Annotated in this window: 27 protein-coding genes; 2 read left to right on the top strand and 25 right to left on the bottom strand. The window is 65.2% G+C overall.

Features of this window, described 5'->3' with window-relative positions; all coding sequences use genetic code 11:
• Positions 1 to 11 precede the first annotated feature (11 nt).
• The 8 genes from ACMWKA_RS08455 to ACMWKA_RS08420 all read right to left on the bottom strand — a co-directional run bounded on the left by ACMWKA_RS08455 (position 12) and on the right by ACMWKA_RS08420 (position 5,716).
• Positions 12 to 389 carry a TIGR03745 family integrating conjugative element membrane protein gene (locus ACMWKA_RS08455; RefSeq protein ID WP_003454787.1) on the bottom strand — a complete coding sequence of 126 codons (378 nt, stop codon included), beginning with the start codon at positions 387 to 389 and terminating at the stop codon, positions 12 to 14.
• A gap of 21 nt (positions 390 to 410) precedes the next feature.
• The gene (locus ACMWKA_RS08450; protein ID WP_003454790.1) at positions 411 to 650 is read right to left on the bottom strand and encodes a TIGR03758 family integrating conjugative element protein; all 240 of its coding nucleotides are present in this window, start codon (positions 648 to 650) and stop codon (positions 411 to 413) included.
• Entirely contained in the window at positions 647 to 1,054 is a 408-nt protein-coding gene (locus ACMWKA_RS08445) for an RAQPRD family integrative conjugative element protein (RefSeq protein ID WP_004265602.1), read from the bottom strand. The genes ACMWKA_RS08450 and ACMWKA_RS08445 overlap by 4 nt, the downstream gene beginning before the upstream one ends.
• Before the next feature lie 205 nt (positions 1,055 to 1,259).
• A complete protein-coding gene (locus ACMWKA_RS08440; RefSeq protein ID WP_003454794.1) occupies positions 1,260 to 1,736 on the bottom strand; it encodes a Mov34/MPN/PAD-1 family protein in 477 nt (158 codons plus the stop codon).
• Positions 1,724 to 3,352: a ThiF family adenylyltransferase gene (locus ACMWKA_RS08435; RefSeq protein WP_003454796.1), complete on the bottom strand. Its 1,629-nt coding sequence runs from the start codon at positions 3,350 to 3,352 to the stop codon at positions 1,724 to 1,726. Before ACMWKA_RS08435 ends, ACMWKA_RS08440 begins: the two co-directional genes overlap by 13 nt.
• A complete protein-coding gene (locus ACMWKA_RS08430; protein WP_003454798.1) occupies positions 3,349 to 4,491 on the bottom strand; it encodes a CBASS cGAMP synthase in 1,143 nt (380 codons plus the stop codon). The genes ACMWKA_RS08435 and ACMWKA_RS08430 overlap by 4 nt, the downstream gene beginning before the upstream one ends.
• The gene (locus ACMWKA_RS08425) at positions 4,485 to 5,486 is read right to left on the bottom strand and encodes a CBASS cGAMP-activated phospholipase (RefSeq protein WP_003454800.1); all 1,002 of its coding nucleotides are present in this window, start codon (positions 5,484 to 5,486) and stop codon (positions 4,485 to 4,487) included. The genes ACMWKA_RS08430 and ACMWKA_RS08425 overlap by 7 nt, the downstream gene beginning before the upstream one ends.
• A gap of 5 nt (positions 5,487 to 5,491) precedes the next feature.
• Positions 5,492 to 5,716 (bottom strand): DUF2188 domain-containing protein, encoded by a 225-nt coding sequence (locus ACMWKA_RS08420; protein ID WP_003454802.1) that lies wholly within the window; start codon positions 5,714 to 5,716, stop codon positions 5,492 to 5,494.
• Between the two features lie 276 nt (positions 5,717 to 5,992).
• Here ACMWKA_RS08420 and ACMWKA_RS08415 point away from each other — a divergent pair, with 276 nt between their 5' ends.
• Entirely contained in the window at positions 5,993 to 6,379 is a 387-nt protein-coding gene (locus ACMWKA_RS08415) for a helix-turn-helix domain-containing protein (RefSeq protein WP_003454804.1), read from the top strand.
• Between the two features lie 2 nt (positions 6,380 to 6,381).
• On the top strand, positions 6,382 to 7,251 hold the full coding sequence (locus tag ACMWKA_RS08410; protein WP_003454806.1) for an ImmA/IrrE family metallo-endopeptidase: 870 nt from the start codon (positions 6,382 to 6,384) through the stop codon (positions 7,249 to 7,251).
• A 135-nt stretch (positions 7,252 to 7,386) separates the two neighbouring features.
• Here the strand turns inward: ACMWKA_RS08410 and ACMWKA_RS08405 are convergent, their stop codons facing one another.
• The 17 genes from ACMWKA_RS08405 to ACMWKA_RS08325 form a co-directional block, all read right to left on the bottom strand.
• Positions 7,387 to 8,136, bottom strand: coding sequence for a TIGR03747 family integrating conjugative element membrane protein (locus ACMWKA_RS08405; RefSeq protein ID WP_004265580.1), 750 nt, complete (start codon positions 8,134 to 8,136; stop codon positions 7,387 to 7,389).
• Positions 8,133 to 10,292, bottom strand: a complete 2,160-nt coding sequence (gene traD / locus ACMWKA_RS08400) for a type IV conjugative transfer system coupling protein TraD (protein ID WP_004265579.1) — start codon at positions 10,290 to 10,292, stop codon at positions 8,133 to 8,135. The genes ACMWKA_RS08405 and traD overlap by 4 nt, the downstream gene beginning before the upstream one ends.
• A 20-nt stretch (positions 10,293 to 10,312) precedes the next feature.
• Positions 10,313 to 10,867 (bottom strand): integrating conjugative element protein, encoded by a 555-nt coding sequence (locus tag ACMWKA_RS08395; RefSeq protein ID WP_004265578.1) that lies wholly within the window; start codon positions 10,865 to 10,867, stop codon positions 10,313 to 10,315.
• Complete coding sequence (locus ACMWKA_RS08390; RefSeq protein WP_016451647.1) at positions 10,864 to 11,448, bottom strand: transglycosylase SLT domain-containing protein; 585 nt, start codon at positions 11,446 to 11,448, stop codon at positions 10,864 to 10,866. Before ACMWKA_RS08390 ends, ACMWKA_RS08395 begins: the two co-directional genes overlap by 4 nt.
• Positions 11,433 to 12,164, bottom strand: coding sequence for a TIGR03759 family integrating conjugative element protein (locus ACMWKA_RS08385; protein ID WP_004265574.1), 732 nt, complete (start codon positions 12,162 to 12,164; stop codon positions 11,433 to 11,435). Before ACMWKA_RS08385 ends, ACMWKA_RS08390 begins: the two co-directional genes overlap by 16 nt.
• Positions 12,165 to 12,173: 9 nt before the next feature.
• Positions 12,174 to 12,818, bottom strand: a complete 645-nt coding sequence (locus tag ACMWKA_RS08380) for a hypothetical protein (RefSeq protein ID WP_004265569.1) — start codon at positions 12,816 to 12,818, stop codon at positions 12,174 to 12,176.
• Entirely contained in the window at positions 12,815 to 13,426 is a 612-nt protein-coding gene (locus ACMWKA_RS08375; protein ID WP_016451646.1) for a PilL N-terminal domain-containing protein, read from the bottom strand. The genes ACMWKA_RS08380 and ACMWKA_RS08375 overlap by 4 nt, the downstream gene beginning before the upstream one ends.
• 159 nt (positions 13,427 to 13,585) lie before the next feature.
• A complete protein-coding gene (locus tag ACMWKA_RS08370; RefSeq protein ID WP_016451645.1) occupies positions 13,586 to 15,868 on the bottom strand; it encodes a helicase-related protein in 2,283 nt (760 codons plus the stop codon).
• 132 nt (positions 15,869 to 16,000) lie between these two features.
• Positions 16,001 to 17,116: a DUF6094 domain-containing protein gene (locus ACMWKA_RS08365; protein ID WP_004265560.1), complete on the bottom strand. Its 1,116-nt coding sequence runs from the start codon at positions 17,114 to 17,116 to the stop codon at positions 16,001 to 16,003.
• Positions 17,117 to 17,183: 67 nt separating this feature from the next.
• Complete coding sequence (locus ACMWKA_RS08360; protein WP_004265557.1) at positions 17,184 to 17,840, bottom strand: hypothetical protein; 657 nt, start codon at positions 17,838 to 17,840, stop codon at positions 17,184 to 17,186.
• A gap of 500 nt (positions 17,841 to 18,340) precedes the next feature.
• Positions 18,341 to 19,168, bottom strand: coding sequence for a DUF932 domain-containing protein (locus ACMWKA_RS08355; protein ID WP_004265548.1), 828 nt, complete (start codon positions 19,166 to 19,168; stop codon positions 18,341 to 18,343).
• A 137-nt stretch (positions 19,169 to 19,305) separates the two neighbouring features.
• Positions 19,306 to 19,575, bottom strand: coding sequence for a hypothetical protein (locus tag ACMWKA_RS08350; protein ID WP_003454871.1), 270 nt, complete (start codon positions 19,573 to 19,575; stop codon positions 19,306 to 19,308).
• Between the two features lie 7 nt (positions 19,576 to 19,582).
• The gene (locus ACMWKA_RS08345; protein ID WP_003454873.1) at positions 19,583 to 19,975 is read right to left on the bottom strand and encodes a hypothetical protein; all 393 of its coding nucleotides are present in this window, start codon (positions 19,973 to 19,975) and stop codon (positions 19,583 to 19,585) included.
• A 101-nt stretch (positions 19,976 to 20,076) separates the two neighbouring features.
• On the bottom strand, positions 20,077 to 20,706 hold the full coding sequence (locus tag ACMWKA_RS08340) for a DUF3275 family protein (protein ID WP_003454876.1): 630 nt from the start codon (positions 20,704 to 20,706) through the stop codon (positions 20,077 to 20,079).
• A 120-nt stretch (positions 20,707 to 20,826) separates the two neighbouring features.
• A complete protein-coding gene (locus ACMWKA_RS08335; RefSeq protein ID WP_003454879.1) occupies positions 20,827 to 21,390 on the bottom strand; it encodes an STY4534 family ICE replication protein in 564 nt (187 codons plus the stop codon).
• 298 nt (positions 21,391 to 21,688) lie between these two features.
• On the bottom strand, positions 21,689 to 22,033 hold the full coding sequence (locus ACMWKA_RS08330) for a hypothetical protein (RefSeq protein WP_003454883.1): 345 nt from the start codon (positions 22,031 to 22,033) through the stop codon (positions 21,689 to 21,691).
• A gap of 143 nt (positions 22,034 to 22,176) precedes the next feature.
• Positions 22,177 to 22,542, bottom strand: coding sequence for a DUF3085 domain-containing protein (locus ACMWKA_RS08325; protein ID WP_003454886.1), 366 nt, complete (start codon positions 22,540 to 22,542; stop codon positions 22,177 to 22,179).
• Positions 22,543 to 22,547 lie beyond the last annotated feature (5 nt).

The following is a 22,547-nucleotide window of genomic DNA, read 5'->3' as shown; positions in this document are numbered from 1 at the left end:
GTTGCCGGGCCTTACAGGACGCCGGTAGCCTTGGTCAGCAGCCAGATGCCGACGACCAGCAGGATCGCGCCCACCGCGACGGTCAACCCGAACTGCCCCCACGTTGCGCGGCCGGTGTGGATCTCGGCGTAGCGCGTGTAGGCGTGGTAGCAGACGCCGACGAACATCGAGGCGACGACGAGCAGCGCGATCAGCAGCACGATGTCGTAGCCGTAGTTTTGCAGCGTCTGCATGATGCCGCTGCCGGTGCCGCGCGACGGGTCTTCCAGCGTGGGAAGGTCGGCGAACGACGGCAGCGGCGTGGCGGCGATGCCCAGCGGGATCAGCAGCGCGGCGATGCGCGCGGCGGGCCGCGACGTGGGACGGCGAGAAGTAGCGGGAGCGTTCATGGCGAAGTACCTTTCATGGGGTCAGGACAGGAGGAAAAAGCCCAGCACCAGGTACATCGCGACGAAGCGCACGATGACGCCGAGGAACTGGCGTTGGGTCAGGTGGTGCTCGGCCCAGCCGACATAGGCAGTGCGCATCGCCCACACGCCCCACAGCAGCAGGATGGCGAAGACGAAGCCGAGCACGACGGTGGAGACGGCCCCGGGCGCGAAGCCGCCGTTGGCCGTGAAGGCGGCGACCTGATCGGCGGAAGGCGTCATGACGACGGCGCCTCCTTGGGCGACGTCGCAGGCGCCGCGTTACTGCGCGTGTAGTCACCGGCCAGCGGCACGGGATCACGCGGCTGGGCGCGTTGCGGAACGAGGTAGTCGCGCACGCCGGTGCGCACGCGCTCCAGGTCGGCGCGCAGCCGCGCGTAGTCGAAGTGGTAGCGGGCGCGCTCCTGCGGCGCGGTGGTGGCGGCGTGCTCGGCGAGGCGGTCCAGCAGTTCGAGCTGGCGCGTTACCGCGGCGAGCATCTCGCGCTCCGCAGCGTTGTCGGAGGCGTCAGCGGCGATGGCGGGCTGCAATCCGGCAGCGGCAAGCAGCAGCGCGGCAACACGCACGGCCCAGGGTGCCTCGACGGCGAAGCGCCGAACCTGCGCGGGATTGCGAGTGGTTTCCATCGAGCCGTTCTCCGAGGGATGCGGATGGCTCGATGCTCAAACGGCCGGTCTTCCGGCGCCGCAATCAATCGGAACCGGCCAGCCACCGCTTTCCGCGGCAAACTCCGCTGCAGAGGAAGGAATTTCCCCGATGACGTCGTCTTTAATGCACTACCGTCTGAGTGGAGGTGCAAGTCAAGACGATGATGGTTGTTGCGCTAGTGCTCTACTCCACGGGGAAGAATATCGACCCTTCGCCTGATCTCGGCACCAACTCTGCATACAGAGATCTACGCCCGATGATGACAGCGAGCACTGGCCGCTTGTCCCGACGCTGCGCTGCCAACAAAGTCCATTCAGATCTGTCAAGGCTAGAAGGCTGGGGATGGTCTTCCGGGTGGGTATGCCATTCGCCTAAATAGCGGACAGTTCCCTGACTCGCCGTCCATCGCGACAACGCAATAGCCTCATGACCAAACGGCATCCGCTCGAACAGATAGCGAAACCGCTTGTCCCACGCGGTAGGAACCGTCGCCTGCTCAATGAGCAAATGGGCTCCATGTACAGAACCAAGCAAGAGTCCGCCCGCTTCGCAGTCGGCATCACTAGCCTGGATATGCTGACTGAATGTCTCCAGCGTCTGGGTCGAAAAATGCAGCAACCTGCTCTTGTCGCCAGTTGCCCAGGACCCTAGGAATTGCATAGAGGGCAATCATGATCTCGCAGAGGATCGCAGTCAGGCGTGGCCAGATGATGGGTCTGGTCGATCAGCCGGGTCCGCAATGCAGGAGAGTGGACGCCCTTGACCCAATCAAGGGCCATCTCAGCACCCAAGCTGGCTGCCTGCACCGACACCGAAGCCGGAAATGGCACATACAAGCCCTCGCACCCGTGGCCTGCCAAGATGTTAGGCAGAGCATCAATGGTCGAGCGAAGTTCGCCTCTTCTGTGGCTCTGCCATAGGCATCGGTAGCACGCACCCGATGCGTTCGTTCTCAGGAGCGCACGCACAGCCGTTCCCGGCCCTTCGATCCAAACAGAAAGCATGGGCGTGGGAGCCCTGTAGCGGCCGCACAGCCAATGCCCGAGGGATTCTTCGCCGGTGGCATCGATGAGTAGGTCCAGCTTTCCCAGTTGGGCCTGTCTCACGTCCACGGGGAGCGCATGAACCTCGACGCCTGGCGACAAGCGCTTGAGTTCCTTCGCCATCGCCTCAGCCTTGTTCGACAACAGGTCCGGGAAGCCGAGCCGATGCCGTCCGATGTTCTGTGGAAGGAGGCCATCAAAATCCACCAGCGTGAGTTTCCCTCCGCATGATCCTGCCCCGGCCTTGACCAGCATGTCCGAGAGGTATCCGCCGATCGTGCCGCAACCCACAAGTGCGATTCGTTTCCCCGCCAACGTTTTCGACTTGGGGATGTTGCGCTGGGCCAGATACCGGTCATCGATCCTGATCACTGAGACGGGCATTACCTTCAGCCCAAAACTCGAATCCCTGCGATCAGCAAGCTTGGTCTTTTGACTCACTTGGTGGTCAAAGAGCACGGCAAAGCCGTAGGTCATCAGTGGCGATTCGATGATGATCAGGACGCCATTTGCTTTTTTGCTTTGCCCTTCCTTGATTCGTTCGTGAATCTTGCGCCGACACCGTGGGTCCAGGGTGCTTTGCCAAGCCAAGACGTCCCCCACCGTTTCGGGGGGCCAGTGGCTGGTTAGTGGGCGGGGTTGCGCGGTGGTCTTGACCCGGTATGTCAGCACCGTTTTATCAGTGACCTGGTAGCCGAGTGAATGCAACTTTCTTGTTGTTCGATCTTCGTTGTCGGTGATGAACCAGAGTGGATTCCCATTGGCTTGCGCAACGATACAGTTTTGTCGCCCCAGATCTTCGCCTTGCATGTCCACAAAACAAAGCCAGCCGTTCCAGTAGGCAAAGAACTCTTCGGCGAGATCTTCGATCATCTCGCCCTTCAAGATCTGCCCGAGCACCGCTGCCGCCCGTTGCAGGCACGCCAAGGACTGCCCTACAGGATCGTAGATGTCCAGCACGACAGTTCCCTTGGCCAGATAGCAAAGGCCGCCCTCCGCGCCAAGATGAGGAACTGCATTGGGCAGTTCAGGCGGAATTTCGAGCAGCCGAATGCGAGGCAGGTCGAAGAAGGTAGGGTCGAGCTGAACCTCACATGGAATGCCATCGTCCGCGCCGCACGGGATCAACGGCCCCCTCAGCTTGAACCAGCCGTCGTCCGTCTTGCCGACAAACTCGAAGCCTTGCAGCCTGAAGGCTTCGACCACATCGGAGACCACGGCGACGCTGCTCATCCGGCCTTCGTGCGCCCGACCAATTCGCTCGGACCAGCCGTAGCCGGCGCTGCGGCAATGGTGGCGACAACGGATACCACCTTGACCCGGTCCGGCTCGTTCGGAAAACGCGGACCGAATTCGCCTTGCATCCAGACGCAGGCCTGTGAAGGGCTGCCGGCGTTGGTGGCTCCGCGCAGCACTTTTTCGAATGCTTCGAACGCTTTCGCAGCCTCTTCGACGCCCTCTTTACCAAGGCGTGCAGTAAGCGACTCCGACTCATCAACGGGGTTGTTCACCCCCGCGCGCAGCCGGGCCGGCAATGCCGCGACGACATCCAGCAACGCCAGGTCGTCGCGCCGATCCCGCTTCTCGAATAGCGGAGCCGCAGCGGCCATCAACAGAATCGAAGCCGGTCCACCGCTCGACCACCGCCAATCGCGAAACGCCTTCAAGTAGCGAATCACGCGGCGGAACTGTTCGCCCTTGGCCTCCACCTCGCCCAAAAACCATTCCTTCACAGGCCTGGGGTCGGAGGGCATCCAGTTGCACTCGCGGTGAGCCAGGAGCACTTTATCAGCGGGCAATGCCGTCCAGGCATCCCGCTCTGCCATGTTCACCGCCTCCGTCAGCGAGTCATAGCCGTATCGCTCCATCGAGGCTTTCGCGAGCGTGACGAATTCTTCGTCGGGGATGGCGTACAACGGAATGTCGATGTGGGCATAGGCCGCAATGACAATCCGGATGCATGTCGGCTTGTCGGTGACAAGCTTCCAGTGCTTCTCCTCGACCAACAGCCTCAAGGCTTCTTCAGCAGCTGCAAAGAACACCGTTGTGGCCCTGCTGGGACGCTTCGTCTGCGAGACAAAACTCAACGGCAGATAGCAACCATCATCGACATCCGCCTGCTGGGGCCGTTGTGCCGGGCCGTTCAAGGTCTTGTACGCCCACGATCCTTGCGTGAAGAAGCGTGGCTGCGGCACGTCGTCCGTGTACCCGCGTTCGCGCAGCACGCGCGGAATTCCGGTGCGAAGGCAGTTCCTGACATCATTTCGGGCGCTGGCGATCCAGGCTCGTTGCTCGGGCGACAGATCCAGCTCGTCATGCATGCAGGATTCGTCATCGACGGTGGTAAAGAAAAGCGGGCTCAGGTTCAGCATTCGGCCTCCGGCACATTCTTGTTGGGGCCGTGATAGAAGGTGGGTGCGCCGGCCTGGTGCGCTCGAAACGGTTGGAAAAGAGGGTCGCCAAGCGCGCGCTGCGCTGCATGATTGCCGCGGTCCTTCAGCGTATTCGTGGCGCCGATGGAAACCCGGTCCAGCGCCTTTACGTCCTTGCTTTGATCGGGCGTGGCCTTGTCGTCGATCTGGAAGTAGTTGCTACCCAACGACTGGCGCAGCATGTAGTCCACCGACGACTCCTGGGCAGAGATCACCAGATCGAACAGCCCTCCGCGCCACTTGCCGAATCCGCGGTCGAGGCTGGCGCCGCCACGGACGGTTGCACCGATCGTCATCGTGCCGATGGACAGCACCCGGACCAGTGCATTCTGTTTCGGCGCGAGGAACGTATTGACTTCGTGCAGCCCGAACAGTCCTGGCGCATTGCCGACCAGTCCTCCATCCGCAAAGACGCCACGATCGTTGCGCGCTAGCGGAAAGTAAACGGGCGCAGCGGCGGTCGCCAACGCCACATCCACGATCCTCATGCGGTGGTCCATCTCAAATGAGGGATGGTGAGGCGTTTTGAAGAACTGGCCGCGCCCCGTCGAGTAGTTGACGGCTGGCACGAGAACGCGGTGCTTCAAGTTGCCGATCGTGGCGTCTTGAAAGCGCTCGGTCAGCACGCCCCGCAACCCTGCGGAGTCGTGCTTGGCGGTCAACCAGAAGCCCAGAAGGCGCCGAGCGAGACTTCGGCAACCAAAGATGCGGGAGCCCTGTCGTTCGAACAAGGCTTTGAGTTCAATGGCGGGGATTTCCGCGGCCAGCCCCAAGGCCAGCATCCCGCCTGCAGAGGTGCCGCAGATCAGGTCGAAGTGAGAAGCGATGGGGCGGCCTAGCACGGCTTCAAGCTCGGCAAGAACCGTCGCTGTGTACAAGCCGCGATAGCCGCCCCCAGACAGGGCGAGCACATGGTAGGTGGGCACGCCCATCATGGCACTCAGCCCTTCGGCGGGAAGGAGTCGTTACCGTGGCTGTCCTTGTCACGGATGCGACCGTCCGGACGGTGGATGACCAGTTCGGACTGCTGGTTGCGTGCGATGTCCCGCGCCGCGTCAATGGCCTGCTGCTGCGTATCGTGCACGGAGGTTGCCCGTTGATTGCCGGCACCCTTGACGGCCCAACCGTCCTGGTGAGGAACTACATGCTGATTTTTGCCTGTCATGGCGAATTTCCTAAAGTTGAACCATCGAGACCCCGGCCAGCCGGCCGGGTTGCCAATGACCACCGGTTGAAGCAAAATTCGTTGCTCTTGCAGACAACGGGCGAGTCAAGCCAAATCAACTTGCTGCAGTCGTAGAACTCACTTCTGTTGTCTGGCTGGACAACAATGTATCAGACTTGGTGCCAAGCTGCAAATGGTGGGATTGGTGCCGCAGAACGCAACTGCTTCGGACCGGACACACACCGTTGTCCGCCGCAGCCACAAGGAACGGAACGGATGTCACAAACAGGCCTGGGCGTCGCCCTCAAGACGCTACGCGAGCGCAGAACCCTCTCATTGCGCGAAATCGGTCAACTGTCTTCGGTGGACCATGCCTATGTCCACCGGCTGGAGTCCGGCGAAAAGACAAATCCGTCAGTGGACTTAGTCGAGAAGCTGCTGAAGGTTCTCAAACCAGGTGAAAGAGATGCTGCGCTGGTGATGTGGCTTGTCGACCATGCGGAGGCCGATCCCCGCCTTGTTGAATTCGTGCTGAACGATCCTTCCATCAGCATCGACATCTTTTCGGCTGCAGCAGGCGTGAGGCATCGTGGAAATACAAGGCCCGATCCCGCGACACTGATCGCCCGGATACAGCGAGCATTCGAGGACGAGGATGACTGAATATGGATGAAGCGGATGTCACACAGAAAGCACGGGCCTTTGTTGCGAAGGTTGATGTGTCCGGCATCCGAGAAGACCTGACGCCCTATGTGGTCGCGGCCAACGCCAAAGTCAAGAAAGAGGAGCTTAGTGAGGGGGAGTCCGGCTACACGATCACCAAGCCGAATGGCAAGCACGTGATCACGGTGAATTCGCTGGAGACAGAAGAACGCCAACGCTTCACCATCTGCCACGAAATTGCGCATATCGTCCTTGCGCTGGAATCGAGCCACGAAGAGGTGCCGTCCTGGTCCTATGCGAAGCGGCATCCGAACGAAATCGCATGCGACACTTTCGCCGCCGAGTTGCTGATGCCGTATCAGCAATGGCTATCGCTTGTGCCCAAGGAAGAACCTTCGCTGGAGCTGATCCAGGGCATGGCGGCGCTTTTCAGCACATCATTTCCCGCCGCTGCGTCGCGGTTCGCCTCCCTCAGCGACATCCCTTGCGCCTTCGTCACCATGGAGCGCGGTGCAGTGCGCTACGCGGCACGCTCCACCAGTTTGCGACAGGCTGGGGCTTGGATATCTCCCAGGTCTGCCATTCCTGTCGGCTCTGTGGCTCACCGTCTCCGTTCTTCAGGCAGCAGTGCTGCCGACACAGATGAGGTTGCACAAGACATCTGGTTCGACAACTGGGAAAAGGGCCTCGATCTCTGGGAACTCTCCAGGCACTACGCACGTACTGACACCACGACCTCGCTGCTCTGGTTCGACAGCGACGATTTACCTGAGGTCGAAGTGAACCGCTTCGGTGTACGCGTCGAGGACGACGGTGGCTTGGCTGAACTCACTGGGCAGCTACCGTGGCCGGGACGCAGCAGGCGCCGCTGAGGCCATTTGCGTTCGTGTGTCTGAGTGGCCACATGGCCTCGAAGATGTAGGGTGGATGCAGTGTCAAAGGTCAAAAGATGTTTGGTGTCGATGAGTCGCCATGAAGAGTGAGACGGAGATTATCTTGAACCGCTTTCACAGATACTTCTTGAACGTCGCCGACGCGATGCACACCGCGACGCCGAGCAGCGCCGCGCTGGGCAGCAGGATCAGCAGCGGATGCACGCTGACCGGCAGCGCGAGGTAAGTGACCCAGGGCAGCACCGCCAGCGGCATCAGGCTGGCTCTCGCCCGGTGGTAGACGAAGCCCGATTCGCGGCCGGCGCCGAAGCCGCGCACGTCGCGGCGCACGAGCCCGTCCACCAGGCCGGTGAAGGCCGCCATCAGGAACAGCGGCAAGGTCAGGACCAGCACCAGCAGCCGCACGAGGAACACCAGCACTGTGTACGCCGAGGCGATCAGGTAGCTCTCGACATGCACGTAGAGCTGACCGATGTAGTAGCGGAAGTCCTGCGCCTGGCTGCGCGCGCCGGCACGCGATTGCGCCGCCGCGTCGCGTATCCAGTCCAGCAGGCCCGTTTTCACGAACAGTCCTTGGTAGGCCCACTCGACGAGCTGGAGGGCGCTGCGCCCCGGCTCCTGCACCAGCACGCTTTGCGTGAAATGCTCCGAGACCTGCGACAGCTCGTAGTTCAGCATGCCCTGCGCATGGCGCCAGCCCTGCTCGGGCCAGAAGAAGTGCATGCCGATGCACTCGATCGCGATGCACAGCACCAGCGAACCGGCCAACACCCCGAACAGCCGGAACGGCAGCGTGATGAGGCCTGCGATCAGGCCCTGCTGGCGAACCTGCTGGCGCTGGACGGCGACGGCGGGGTCGCTCATGCCGTGGCCCCTTCATCCGCGCTGGCCATCTGCTTGAAGTCGGCGAGCAAGTCGTCGGGCAGTGCTTGGTCCTGCAGTCCGGGAAGCCCATTGTTGTCCCACCAATCGCCGGCCTCGACGTAGTGCTGGCGCATGTAGCCGGCCAGCTCCTGCAAATCCTTGGGCATGGCCTCGTCGGGGTCGGGCGCCGGCAAGGGCATGCGCACCTTCCAGAGGTGCCCGCCCTCGATCAGTGCAAAGCACTGGCCCTTGGGCAGCCCGACCACGTGCGCCGGTTCAATCAGCGGCACGCTGTTGCTGCTGATGCGGTCCTGCGTGTTGGAGGTGAAGGCGGTGTTGCCGGTCGGGTCCGAGCTGTCGGTGGCGCCGCTCATCACCGTCGTCGTGTAGACCTCGACCTTGGGCAGTTGCCGCGTCAGCAGTTCGGCCGTGGCGGTCTCGCGCACGCGCAGCATGAACAGGTTGTTGAAGTTGCCCACCACCTGGCCCGCCTTCGCGCGGTTGCCGATGCGTGCCTCGATGTCCGAGAGGGTCTGCGTGTAGGCCGTGACCTGGACGCCCGCGCCGCCGCCCTTGTTGACCATGGGTATGAACTCGTCGCCCATGAGTTCGTTGAACTCGTCGGCATGGACGTTGATGGGCACCTTGATGCCCGTCGCGGCACCCGGCAGGCCGTCGTCGATGCCGAACTTGTAGATGTGACCCGCGACGGATACGAGGTCGGAGAACATCGAATTGCCGACCGCCGCCGCGACTTCCGCGTCCGACAGTGCATCGAGGCCGACATAGACCACGGCCCGCTTCCTGATGATCTGCATCCAGTCGAAGATCGGGCGTGGGTCGGCGAGGTCCGAATAGTTCGGCGCCAGCAACTGCGCGATCTTGCCGGTGGTCAGCTTCTCCAGCAGCGGTAGGAGCGATGCGACGATCTTGTCGAAGTACGTCCTGTCGTAGCGCACCGCGCTGCGCAGGCCGTCGAGCACAGGGTCGTAGATGCGCACCTGCGACAGGTACTGCTCCAGCGCGACGACGCGCTTCTCGCGGCCGATCATGTTGCGCGGGATGTTCTTGTCGTTCAGCTTGGCTTCGAGCTGGACGATGACCTCCCAGGCCTTGGGCTCGTTCCGGGCGAAGTAGTGCTGGGCGTACTCGATGAACAGCGCATCGATGTTGATGACATGGCGCTGGATCAGCAGGTAGTCGGGCCGCTGCCCCAGCTCGACCAACGCCCGCGCGATGATGTTGACGAAGCGCCAGGCGAACTCGCGGAACGCCGCGCTGTTGCCTTCACCGGAAAGCTGGCCGGCGATGCGCGTGGCAACTTCCGAGATGCGTCCGAAGCGGCCCACCGCGTTGTAGCGGGCGCTGATGTCCGGCCAGCCCAGGTGGAAAACGTAGAACTCGCCTTCGCGTCCGGCGCGCTTGGCCTCCACGTACATGCGCTTCAACAGATCCGCATCGCCCTTGGGATCGAAGACGATCACGACCTCGTGCTGTCCATTGACCTTGCGCCGGATGTCCTGCGTGATGAACAGCTCGGCCAGGCGGGTCTTGCCGACGCGCGTGGTGCCTAACACCAAGCTGTGGCCGACGCGCTCGGCCAACGGCAGGGTGACGTCGACCTCGTGCGGCTCGATGCCGTGCAGCCGCGGCAGGCCGCCCACCGGCGGCAGCGGCCGCGCCGGGTTCAGCGGGCTGTCCCAGGCCAGGGCCTTCGCCATCTTGGACAACGGGTACGGCGCGAACTCCAGGCGCTCTTCCATGCGCCGTGCCATCCGATAGATTGCCGTCGGCTCCACGTAGCGACGGAACTCCGACCGATACGTCTGCATCAGTCGGTGCGTGTGACGCTGGTCCCAGTGGAAGCCCCGGCCGACGAACAGCCGCTGCTGGCTGACCGGCACGTCGCGGCTGGTCATCACGTAGCGCGGCAGGCGCCGGATGTTGCGCCGGTAGCGCAGGATGGCCCAGGCGTCGCGAAAGCGCAGCGCGCCGAAGGTGAGGAAAGCGAGCGCGCTGCCCAGGCCCAGCAAGGGACTCAGCGCGAGCGACCACGGGGCCACCAGGCACAGAAACGCGGCGCCCGCACAGACCGCGACGGTGTATAGCTCCACCGCTGGCCGCAGCAAGACTTCGACGGCTTGGGACTGGGGCATGGCGGGTGCTTCACGTCACGTCAGGGCTCGATGCCGGTGGCGGTGATCAGCACCGGGTAGTGCTTGAGCCCCAAGCGCTGCGCCAGCTCGTCGCCCGAGGCCGGCGACAGCATCAAGCCCGGTGCGAGGCGACGCAACGCGGCCAGGGCTTCGGGCGTCGCCACGTTGACCACCAAGCCCACGGCGCGTAGCGCCTGCAAGTCCTTGCCCCGTCGTTGGAGCCAGGCTCGTGAGCGGTCGTCGTCGCCGATCAGGAACAGCGGCGTCAGGCCCGGCGCGCGGATCACGCGGCGCGGCTCGTCGCCGGGTGTCAGCCGCATCGAGCGCACCGGCAGCATGGCCGCCTCGGCTTCGGCCGGGCCGCCAATGCGCGGCTTGGTTTGCGGCGTGGCTGGCTGACCGGGCTGCGCATCCTGCGGATTCAAGGCCCGGTAGTACGGCAGCGCCGAGGTGCCGCCTTTGTCCTCGACCACGATCAGCGGCGGGGAACTGTTCTTGGTAACGGGGCCGCGGTCCTGCGCGTCTGCGGTGGTGGCCAGCAGCGCCGCAGTCGCGGCGACGAGGATGCGGTTCATGGCATGGGACTCCGGGCAGAGGGAAGTGAGGCTCCCGGCCCGAGCACGCGGGTCAGGTGCTGGTGGACGCTGCGGCGGTAACGGGCGGCGGGCGCCCCGCCCGCGGGGCGGTGGTAGCGGCCGATGGCGACCAGCCAGTCCTCGCCCGGCGTGTGCTGCTCCTGCAGGATTTCCGCGGCGATGGCGAGGTTGCGGTATGGGTCGAGCAGCTCGCAGGGATGCGCGTAGCGGTGCGCGTGGTAGCCGAGGTTGACCTGGCCGAGGCCGGCGTCGATGCGGTTGACCGGCGTGCGGGCGAGCGCCCGGCGGATGCCGGCGCAGGCCTCGGCCCGCGTGGCATAGCGTTCGGCGCGGCCGGCGACGTTGAGCGTCCACGGCCACGGGATCAGCCGGCCGCGCAGCCGGGCGCCGCTCTCCTGCAGCGCCACCGCATACAGCACCGGCGACGGCACGCCCGCCTGCTGGGCGGCGAGCTGGTAGGCGGGTGGTGGCACCTCCTGGCCGAAGACGATGGCGGCATGGGCGCTGAGGCCGAGGACCAAGGCCGCGCAGCCTGCACGGCGGGTTACTGCCGCTGCCATTGGCCGTTGACCTCGCGCACCACGGCGGGCAGATCGCCGGGCAGGCCGAGCGACAGCCAGCGCCCGGCGTCATGGTTGAGCGTGATGGTGCGGGAGCGCACGCGGCCGGCGTCGATGCCGGCCTGCGTCGCCCACTGGCGGATGCGGGCGTCCTCCTGGCGGCTGCCGACCATGTAGAGGTCGAAGGCGGTGCCGGCCACCTGCAGCTGGCGCACGCGCTGCTCGCACGACGGGCACTCGGCCTTCACGAAAACCGCCAGCCGGCCCGAGCCCCGGTTGCCGGCGCCCGGCGCCTTCGCACCCGGCATGTTCACGCGCTGCTGTCCCGGATAGAGCCGCTTCCACGCCGCGTCGTAGGCCCGCTGGTAGGCCAGCGTCTTGCCCACGCGCTTCGATTCCGCCTGCACCTGCAGCTCCGCATAGCGGTTGCGTTCCTCGTCGCTGCGCGCCTCGATGCCCAGCGCCGTGAGCGGATCGAGGTTCGGGGAATAGATGCCCAGCGGCCCCTGCATCAGTTGGCGGTAGCGCGCCCACTCATCGGAGCGCAGGCCCCAATCGCGCGCCAGCCGTTCGTCCAGCGCGGCGTCGCTGCTGTTCTGAATCTGGGCGGGCACCGTGCGCGAGGACGCGACCGGCGCCGACTGTGCCGAGGCCGTGCCTGCCGTTCCTGCGACAGCGGCGAGGATGGCGGCGAAGCAGATCGCGGCGTGCTTCATGGCCGGCTCCTACGGCAGCGCGAGGCGCTGGGTCTGTCCATCCACGCGGAACACGGCGGCGCGCGCCTCGATCGCCAGCAGATGCCACGCGCCCACGGCATCGCCTTCGCGCAGCAGCCACACGTCCAGCACCGACGACGCCTTGGGTGCCGCCACCGACAGGAAGCGCTCGCCGCCGCGCAGCTCCACGCCCACGACGTTGAACGGCGGTTCGGGCACCTTGGGCTTGGCCGGCTCGGCGGTGCGCCGGGGTGCCGCGGCAGGCGCGGCGGTTCGCTTCATGCGAGCTTCGAGGTCGCCCATGCGCGCCTGCAGCGCCTGCAAGTCGCCGGCATGGGCGTCTGCGCCCTGGGTGTGCTCCACCTGTGCCAGGCGTTCGTCCAGCAACTTGCGGGCGGCCTCGAAGTCGGGTTGGGTGACGGGCTTGGGCTGGTTCTTCGAGGCCGCCGCCTGCTGTTCGAGTTCGGCGACGCGCGTGTTGAGCGCCTGCACGTGGGCATCCTGGGCGCTGGCCTGGCTTTGCTCGCTCAGGCGCGACAGGCCCACGCTGTTGACCACGGCCAGGATGCTCACGAGCAGCAGCCATGCGGCCGCTGTGATCTTCAACCAGCGCGCGCGGCCGGCGTTCTCGTCGGGAAGCTGCGGGATGGTCATGGCTGGGCCTCCTGGGGCACGTGGGAATCGGCGGGTTCGGCGGCCGGCGCGCTCGGTGCCGGAGCCGCGGGAATCGGGCTTGCGCTCGGCGCACGCGCAGTCGTCACGCGCGTGAAGCACACCGCGCGCGAAGCGTCATCGACGGACAACTCCCAGGCCGGGCCGGCGAGTGCCAGCAAGGCATCGCGCAGCGGCAGCGGCCCGAGCCGCAGGTGCGCCGCCGGCAGCGGCAACGCGTACAGCGCGGTCGCCTCCGTCGCGTCGCAGAGCCGGTAGCCGGTGCGCAGCAGCACGTGCCGAAGGGCATCGCCGACGCTCGCGTCCAAGATCGGCGGAATCGAAATCTCGATCACCTGTCGCAGCAGGTCGCGCTGTGCCGGTTCCGGCACCATCTCGACCAGCGTGTAGCGCCCGTAGCGGGCCACCGGGATCAGGCCCGGCTCGGGCTCCGGGGCGATGGTTCTGACCAACACCGCAGGCTCGGGGAGCGAGTCATGGACAGTGGGAGGGCTCGTCGTGCCCGTGGCGGCGCAGCCGGTGATGAGCACGCAGCCGGCCAGCAAGGCAGGCACAGCCAAGCGGTGAGCGACGCAGGTGAGTGGTTGCATGGGGCAATTCCCTGGAACACGGAGCCCTCACCATCGCCGCCGCGAAGCGTTCGGGCAGCAAACAAAGGGAACTGGCAGGCGCCCGACTTCATCGCGCGCCATCGATGCACGGAAAAAAGAAGCCGGCGCCCCGAAGGGCAGCCGGCGTGGGTGGGTGGATCAGGCCGCGACGAGTTGCCGGGCCAGTGCCACCTCGACGGAATCACCGTCCTGGTTCAGCACGTCCAATCCCGACTCGGGCACGTCTCCCGACGTGCTCTGCGAGACCATGATCTTTCGCGCCATCAGCCCCAGGCAGGTCATCTGCGAGGAAGCCGCGTAGCCGAGGTAGATCACGCGAACCGGCAGCTTCTGGCCGATGCGCCATGAGCGCCGGGCCGCCTGCTGCAGGCTGTAGACGTTGTAGCCCGACTGCATGAACACGATCGTCGGAAACTCCAACAGGTCCAGGCCGGTTTTCACCAGCTCGGGGTTCGTGATCAGCACGTCGATGCCGCGGTCCAACTGCTCGGCGATCCAGTCCTCGCGGCGGGAGGCATCCACGCTTGCGCGCAGCACCGCCACCTTGAAGCCTTCCTGCTCCAGCAGCACCTTCAAGCGCGACGTGGTGTCGCGCGTGCCGGTGTAGACCGAATAGACCAGCGTCTTGCGACCCGCAGCCTTCTCCTGCTTGCAGATCTCGATCAGCTCGCGCTCCTTGGGCATCACCTCCAGCTCGTTGAACTGAGCCGGAACGAAGGCCAAGGTCTGGCGTGTGCGCGGGTGCACCACCGTCTCCGACCGGAAGCAGCAATCCGGCCAGGCCAGCAGCACGTTGAGGACCACACCGAGCAGCGTCGTGTCGCGCTTGGCCAGCGCCTGTTTCAGCGCCGAGGTCAGACGAAACGACAGATCGCGATAAGCCGCGGCTTGCGCCGTGTCCATCGCCACCTCGCGGAACTCCTCGTCGTAGGACGGCAGCACGTTGCCGCCGATGTCCTTCAACTTGAGGAATACCGTGAACGGCAGGACGCAACGCAGCACGCCCTTCGGGCCGAAGCCCGGCGCCTTGACCGTGCGCACCGAGACCTTGCTGCCCTTGGCCGTCTTGTGCGCCGTGCCCGTGCTCTCGGAATAGATGTCCTTGAGGATGCCGTGATCCCTCATGAACGCCATCGCGGCCGAGGTCATGCTGCCGCTCTTGGTCGGGCGGTAGCCGTCTTCGATCATTCGCCCAGGCAGGGCTCGGAACAGCAGGTGGAACAGGTCGTCGCCGTAGCCGCCCATCAGCGTGCCAGTGAGCAGCAAGGCCTTGCGCGCCTTCGCTGCGAGCACGCCCATGGCCTGGCCTTGGGCGCTACCGCCGTTCTTGTACTCATGCGCCTCGTCGGCGATGAGCAGGTCGAACGTGCCTTGCGGCAAGTACCTTTTGATGAATTCGCTGGGCTGATACCCGCCCTCGCCGAAGCCGAACTCCATGTTCGCCATCGCCCGCTCCATGCGGTGCGCCTGACGATCCGAGAACACCAGCTCACCGTTGGCATCCATGAGGTTGATGAACTCGTGGATGTTGTCGCCCAGCATTGAGGCCAGGAAGCCGTCGCCGAACTTCTTCATCAGCTTATGCGCCGTGACCTCTCCGATGGTCGGGATGCGCTGCAAGGCTTTGAAGACGGCCGTGGACTGGTCGCTGGCGGACAGGCTCCGCGGTCGCATCAGCGTCCACAGCGGTGCGGCGCAATGGCTGCACCGGCGGCGGTAGTCCTCGGCTTCGAGTTCGACCGGGTTGATCGGCTCGCCGTCGAGATTGGTGATGACCTGGCCGCAGTCCGGGCATGCGCCCACTTCGCCGTGCCGCGTGCGCCGCACGTTGAAGACGGGCTTCCAGTGGAAACCCATGCGCATCCGCACGCGACCGAGAACGTAGAACTCCTGGCCGCGTACCGGCACGCCCAATTGCTCGCGCAGTTTGATGAGCTTGACCAGCGTGTCCGGGCCATTGAGCACCCAGACCTTGGCGCCGGCCACCGTCTCCTGGATTTCCCGGCGCCATTTGTAGACCAGGTGAGGCGGCGAGAGGATCAGCGTGCGGCGATAGCCTTCGGCGTGCAGCACGGCCGCCGTGGCGATGCCGACCGTGGTCTTGCCGCAGCCCATCTCGCCATTGACGATCGCGGCGCGTTCGCCGCGGTCGGCCAGCAGCTCGGTAACGGCATGCACCACCTCGGCCTGCGCGCCGAACAGCTTGCGCTTGAGACTGGCCAGCACGAGCTGGCGATGCGGCCGGGCCTGGCCGGTGTAGACGGGAGGGTTGGCGCGGTTGAGCGAGTCCAGCAGCTCGTCGCCGAATTCGGCAACGAAATCCTGAAGGCTCATCGCCAGGGGAGAAGCAGTCGCTTCGAGCACGTCGCTCTGGACGGGCGTGCCATCAGCGGCGGGAACGACTTCGGTATCGAGGGACATGGTGATGCTCCAAAGAAGATGGGGCATGCACCTCCCCCTGCGGGGCGATGGCATGCCCCGGGGTGGGAAGAGAAGAACGGCGCGAAGCCGCAGTGGAAGAACAGATCGACGGCGACCGTCAGGGAACAGCGATCAGCGGATGGTCAACACCTCGCCGCAGGTCGGCGAGCCTGGTGTCATGTCCCAGGCACGGATGACCGGCACGAACTTGTCGGTCAGGATGCGCGTCTCGGCCACGGAACCGTCGTCGCGCTCGGTGTACTCCGTGTGCAAGGTCTTCTCCTTGTGGGTGTCGCCTTTGACGACGAGCACGCGGCCCGTCTTGGACTTCACCACTCCGGAGATCGCACCTGCGGCGAGTGCCAAGGCGAGATGCCAATGCGATAAACCTCGCGCCGGGGACCGCAGCGACTGCTGCGCGGCGCCCAGGTGCGTGTCGAGCGTCGGCCAGAGCCCTTGCAGTCGGCCGACTTCCTCGGCGAACTGCTCGGGCTCCATCGTCACGCGGTAGAAGTGCTCCGGCTCGGCCGTGGCAGGCACCGTGTAGGGCAGGAACGGCCATTCGACTGGCAGCTCTTCCGCTTCGGCGTCGCCAAGACCTATCTGCAGCAGCAGCGCGCGCGTGGCCTTGACAGACTCCGATGCCTGGTCGCGCTGGCGAACCTTGCGACCGAAGATCACGACCTGCTTGAACTGCGTGTCCACCGCGCGGTAGATGCGCAACTCGGCGAAGTGCCGGGTCAGCCATCCGACCAGCTCGGCGTCGAGCACGTAGTGCGGGACGATGTAGATCAGCACGCCGCCGTACTGCAACAGCGGCAGCGCCTTCTGATAGAACAGCTTTTCCAGCCGAGCGCGGCCCTGGCCCTGGTAGCCGACGTTGCCGTTGGTGTCCTTGGACAGGTCGCCATACGGCGGGTTGAGCCACAGCAGGCCGAAGCTCTGCCGGCTGATCAGTGTGTCCATCAGGTCGCCGTGGATGCAGCGATCGACCAGTTGCCGGGCATGGCGTGCGCGCTCGGCCTCGTACTCGACGGCGAAGGCCTGGACCTGCTCGCGCCCGAGGGCGTGCGCGGCTTCGGCGATCGCCACGCCTTCGCCGGCGCAGGGATCGAGGATGCACAGCGGCCCGGCCGAGGCCTCGGCGGGCGCCAGTGCGGTGAGTGCTCTTTCGAGCGTGGGTTCATCCGTGGGGAAGTACCCGTTCTTGACGAAGTTGCGGGCGAGCCGCGGGAACATGAGGGCCATGGGAATCTCCTGGCATTGAAGATGAAGGGATGCGGACATGCGCGCGTGCATGTCCGGTGAAGGAACCTCAAGCCACCGCTTCGAGCGGTTGCGCCGAGGGGGTGCGGCTGGCGGGTGCGCCGCCGACGAGCGCGCCGCTGCGGATCAGGCCGCCCAGCACCTCGGTCAGCGTCGGCACGTCGATGGCGAGCCGATGGCCTTCCAGAGGCCCGAGGGCGAACGGCAGGCGCGTCAGCATCGACTTCGCCTGCAGCAGTTCCAGTACGCTGTCGCGCCAGGGATCGAGAAGCGGCAGCGGGCACGTGTCCCGCACCAGCGTCCACAGCCGGTCGAGCCGGTGCGTGGAATCGCGAGGCAGGAGCGCCAGTGCGCTGGCGTTGGCCTTGTCGGGTTTGACGCAGCGCCGATCGAACAGCCAGATGTTGGTCAGCGAGCCGAACAGCGTGCGCCGGTAGGCGCGTGCGCTGCGTTTCTCCAGGTTCTCGACGTTGCCGACGAAGACCGGGATGCTGGCGCCCTGCTCGGTGATGACGTGGAACTGATCCAGTCCCTGTTCGTCCCGGCCCAGGGTGAGGCGGGCCAGGAATTCCTGGACGGCGGTGTCGCGCGCCCAGAGGGAGATGAAGACCAGGTTGCCGTTCTCGTCACCGACGACGCCATCGGCCATCAGGTCGGGGCATTCGTCGATGCGATAGAGCGTCTTGGGGGAAGAAGGTGCAGGCATGGTGATGTCCTCGAAGTGAGCGGAGACAGCACCAACCGCGAGGGCAGTCACTGCCCCAGGGGGATGGAAGAAGACGCGGTGAGCGTCGTGGTGAAGAATCAGACCGTGCGTCGCAACGCACCGTAGCCTTGAAGGTCTGGACTACCTGGGCATGTTGTCGGCAACGCCGACGGACATGGGACATAGCCTGCGCCAAGGTGCGCCTACAGCGGGAGCGGAAAACCGACCCAGCGTCCAACCCTGTTTGCGCTGGCGCATCGCCCGCGGCCTGGAAGGACGGCCATAAAAGAAAACCGCCCCGGGAACACCGAGGCGGCAAAGATGACTGCTTGGCTCAGGGAGGAAAAGCCAGGGAGGTATGCAGTCGAACCGCAATTTTCGCGGCGGCAGCGAATTGCCGCATTAGGGTTACACCGAACCAAACTGAACGTGGTGCGCTGGCAGCACAGCGCCGCCAAAGAAAAAGCGGACCATGCCGCGAGGCACGATCCGCTTGTGGGTCAGGCTTTGAGCTGACGCAGGCCATCCGCGAGCAGCCAAAGCGCCCGGTTGAGCCGGACGTTCTGGTCGATGCCCTGAACGGGTCGCGTGCGCTGCTGGCGCCCGTTGGCGGCACGGCCAGTCAGGCCGCCCTTGACCAGGTTCTCCTGAACCCGGTTGAAGACCGACCAAAGATCGGCACGGTTGTCGTCGAAACGACGAGGCCGCAGGATCTGCGTCTCCGTGATGGGCAAGGCCTTGCCCGACTCGTCGTACTTCAAGGTCAGCGCCGACCTGGCGAAGACTTCGGCCTCGCCGTCGTCGAGGGTGATGACGCGCATGGCGTCGCGCGAGTCCTGCACGCGCTCGAAGCCGTGCAGCACCTCGTAGGCGCCTTCGATCACGTGATCGGTGACGTTGCCCTTGTGGGGCACGCGCACGTCGGCGAAGGTGTCGCCGCACACCAGGCCGTTGTGGCAGACGAATCTGAACATGCCCGCGAGCATCTGGTAGCTGCTGGTGCCGTCGTGCGAGTTGAGCAGGATGATCTCGTTCGCCTCGGCGCCGTTGATCTGGCTGGCGTGGCGAAGGCGCAGCATGTGCTTGGTGTAGTCGCGGCGATCCTCGTGTCGCACGCGGGTCTGGCACACCATGAACGGCTGGAAACCTTCTCTGCGCAGTTCGGTCAGCACAGCCGCCGTGGGGATGTAACTGTACCGTTCGGAGCGGCTTTCGTGCGGGGTGTCCGCGAAGATGGATGGGGCCACGGTGCGAATCTGATCGTCCGACAACGGATGGTCGGCGCGCAGCACCGGGGAACGAGGGGCGAAGCGAGATGCGAGTTGCATGATGATCTCCTTGCGGAATGGAGCAATCGGCATCCAGCGGCCGAGGCCGGATGCGTGCGATTGCGTAGGACGAAGAAAAGCCCTGCTGAACAGGGCCTGATGAAAGGGATGAAGAAGTGCGCCGCGTGAAGGCCGGCCTATGGGTTCGGAACCGGCTCCCAGCCGCGGCTGTGCGGGTTGAAGCAAAGCGCTTCCTGGCCTTTGAGGATCGGCGTGAAGCCGTCGAGAAAGACGTGTCGCAGGTACAGCGCGCGGTAGGTCAGTGCCTGCCACGCCTGTTCTTCGCTCAGGCCGTTGGCGATGAAGTGCTCGCGCAGTTCGTCGTCGTCGGAAACCTCGTTGTTGGCCAACTGGTCTTCGACGAAGCGAAGCAGCTCGGGCGGCAAGGACGACATGAGGGTGTCCATGTTCGCCTCAGTCGGTGGCTGCATCGCCGGCCGCTTTGCGCGTCGGCTGCTGGTGGAAGGCATGCACCCTTGCGCGCCAGGTGGCGCAGCGCTGCGGCGCCATGTCGAGATAGCGCAGCGGGCACGAGTAGTAGTACGGGTGCTCGGCCTCGACCAGGAACTTGTAGCCCCATTCGCGGCCCTCGCTTTCCAGCAGATGGCAGCCGATCAAGGTGGCCGACTCGCCGGGTGCGAGACCCAGGACGCCGGCCTGCTTGGCGGTGACGCGCGCCACCGTCCACAGCACGTTGCCGACCAGCGTGTGGTCGATGACCTCACTGCGCGACCGCTCGGTTTCCTCGGTTGCGGTCAGCTCGCGGATCAACTGATCGCGCGTCAATCGAACGAATGTCCAGCCCATGGAATGACTCCTGTGAGAAAGGGCCGGAGTCCTCCCGCCGGGGAAGGAGCCCCGGCGGGTGGTGGAAAGCCGCAGGCATGCGGCGTGAAATGGCGATGGGATCAGACCCTGGTGAGGTGCCAGTCCTGGGACAGCGGAGCGAACTCGTAGCCCAGGTCGCCGAGGCGGTCGCGCTGCTGACGCAGCACGCGCCGATCCACGGTGGCATCGAGCTTGACGACATCGCCCAGCGGCCAGAGTGTGCCGAACAGCGCCGCGTCGCCGTCGTCGTCCGCATGGGCCGTAGCCTCGGCAGACGCAGCAGCCGGCTCGCTGCCGAACGGCGTGGTATCGACCAGCGGGTCGCGCGAGCTGCGCGCCTTCTTCCGGCCGGCCGCCTTGGGGGCGGTCGTCGGCGTCGGCGTGGCGGTCTGCGCTTCCTCGTCGATCGGATCGACTTCCTGCGGACTCAGCCGGCGGGCGTCGTCACGGCTCAGGGCGTCGATGTTGGACAAAGTCATCCCACCCAGGAGGGCGCGGATCTCAATGACCATGCGGCCGTTGGCGGTGTACGTGGACGGGCGAATCTCCGCGATGGCGAAATCGCCCTCGTACTTGCCTTCGGCGTACTGGTCGAGTTCGGCGTTCTTCACGACGAACTCGCCGATGGAGGTCGCAAGGCGCCCGACGTTGAAGTCGCCGTTACGGCCGTGGATGGTCTTGATGGCCAATTGGCCGGGAATGGTGATCATGAAGAACTCCTGCGGACGAAGCTGCGATCACGCACACGGCCGTCATGGCGACGGTCGCATGCGCACGCGAGTGGGAGAAGACAAAGCCCCGGACTCAATTCAGAGTCGGGGCCTTGCGGATCAGAACGACTCGGCAACTTCCAATGCAGGCGCATCGGCAGTGGCTTCGTCGGCAGCTTCGGCGGCGGGCCTGGCGGGCTCGAACGCAGCGGCTTGCGGCTCAGCGAACGTCGCGGGGACATCCGTGTTACGCACGTCGCGTTCGTCGCGCTGGTCGGCATCGGTCGGCTTGGGCTCGGCCTTGTAGACGAGCTTGCCGTCGACCTTGATCCAACTGACGAACAGCAGGCGGGCCTTGAAGCTCACCCCCTGCTCGCCGGCACGCTTGCCCTTGGAGTAGGTGAAGGTGTCGGCCCACAGGTCGCCCAGACGGAAGCCGATCATCACTTTCTTCTCGGCATCGACCGCTTGGATGCAGCGGCGCACGAGGTGCTGCGCTTCGGAGCCCGAGACGCGCGTGTCGAAACGCACGTAGGCCACGTCATCGCTGGGGCCGTTGAGCGCCGCGATGTCGCAGGCCAGGAACGCATCGCCTTTCTTGGGCTTCACTTCGCGGATGCGATTGAGATACCCGAGTCCGGTGATGTGCAGGTCGAAGTAGGACTTGTCGGTGGAAGTGGTCATGGTGAATCTCCTGAGAACAATGAGGCGGAGACACACCCGACCCAAGGCGGGGAAGGTGTGGAACCCCCGCGTGGGTTGAAGGAACAGCTTGGGTGGCATCACCATCGGGAGAACCGATGGCTGTTCGCGCTGGGATGCCGGAGCGAACTGGTTGATCAACGCGGTCGGAACCGCGTCGCAGTCTTGAAGATCGAGACTGCCTGGGCATGCTGCTGACGGGCGTCAGCGGAACATGGCGGCAGCGTGGCGCCAGGCGCGCGCCCGCGCGAGCGGCAATCGGCACCGGCGGCTGTCCGCATTAGTGGCACCCTCTCGCCACCGGGTTGGGCAGGTACTGCCGCTTGCGGACCAGCATCTCGAAGGGCTCGCCCGCGCGGCTGGCGGTATCGAAGTCCACCACCACGAAGCCCGGTTCGATGGGCCGGTACTCCAGCCAGTGGATCGGCACTTGCCAGTGCTCGGCGCAGTCGCGCACGAAGCGCAAGGTGGCTTCCACTTCTTTTCCGGTGTTGGCGAAGCAGACGACGGCATCTGCGGGCAGGCCGCCGTTGGCTTGCAGCACGCGCCAGAGCATGTACGCGCTGGTGCGGCCGCCGCTGAAGCTGATGCAGGTCGGTTGCTCGATCTTGAACGGGTCTCGCATGCAGGCGTCACCAGGCGGTGGCACCGGCAGATGCCGGCGTGAGCGGCCCGAGCCGGACTGGAGACGAGCGCGTGCGATGCGGCCATGGGCCGCGGCACGAGATAAAGAGAAGCCCCCGTGAAGGGGGCTGGGAAGCAGTACGGTCAGTGGCCGGCCGGTGCAGCGGATACCGCCTGCATCGACAGGTGCGTGACCGTGGCCGACACTTCGAGGTCGTCCTCGCTGTGCAGGATACGGGTGAGGACCCGTTCCTGCAGGGCGAAGAACTCGCCGAAGTCGTCGCCGCCGAATTCGGCGCGCGCCAGTTCCCACCAGTCGTCGAACGCATCGACATCGGGGTTGCAGCCCACGGCGTAGGCGATGGTCTTGCGCCGCCCATCGGGCCGGCTCTCGCCGTGCTCGGCCATGAAATACACGCCCTGGTCCTTGACCAGGATGACGCGGCACTGGTTGGCCGCCGCCTCGGCAAGCACGGGCCGAAGCTCGGTGCCTTTGAATCGAACAGTCATGGAAG

The organism is Enterobacter sp. 03-F-07-AD-ECC (assembly GCF_047530935.1).
Lineage (GTDB): Bacteria > Pseudomonadota > Gammaproteobacteria > Enterobacterales > Enterobacteriaceae > Enterobacter > Enterobacter cloacae.
This window is presented reverse-complemented; position numbering and strand designations above follow the sequence as displayed.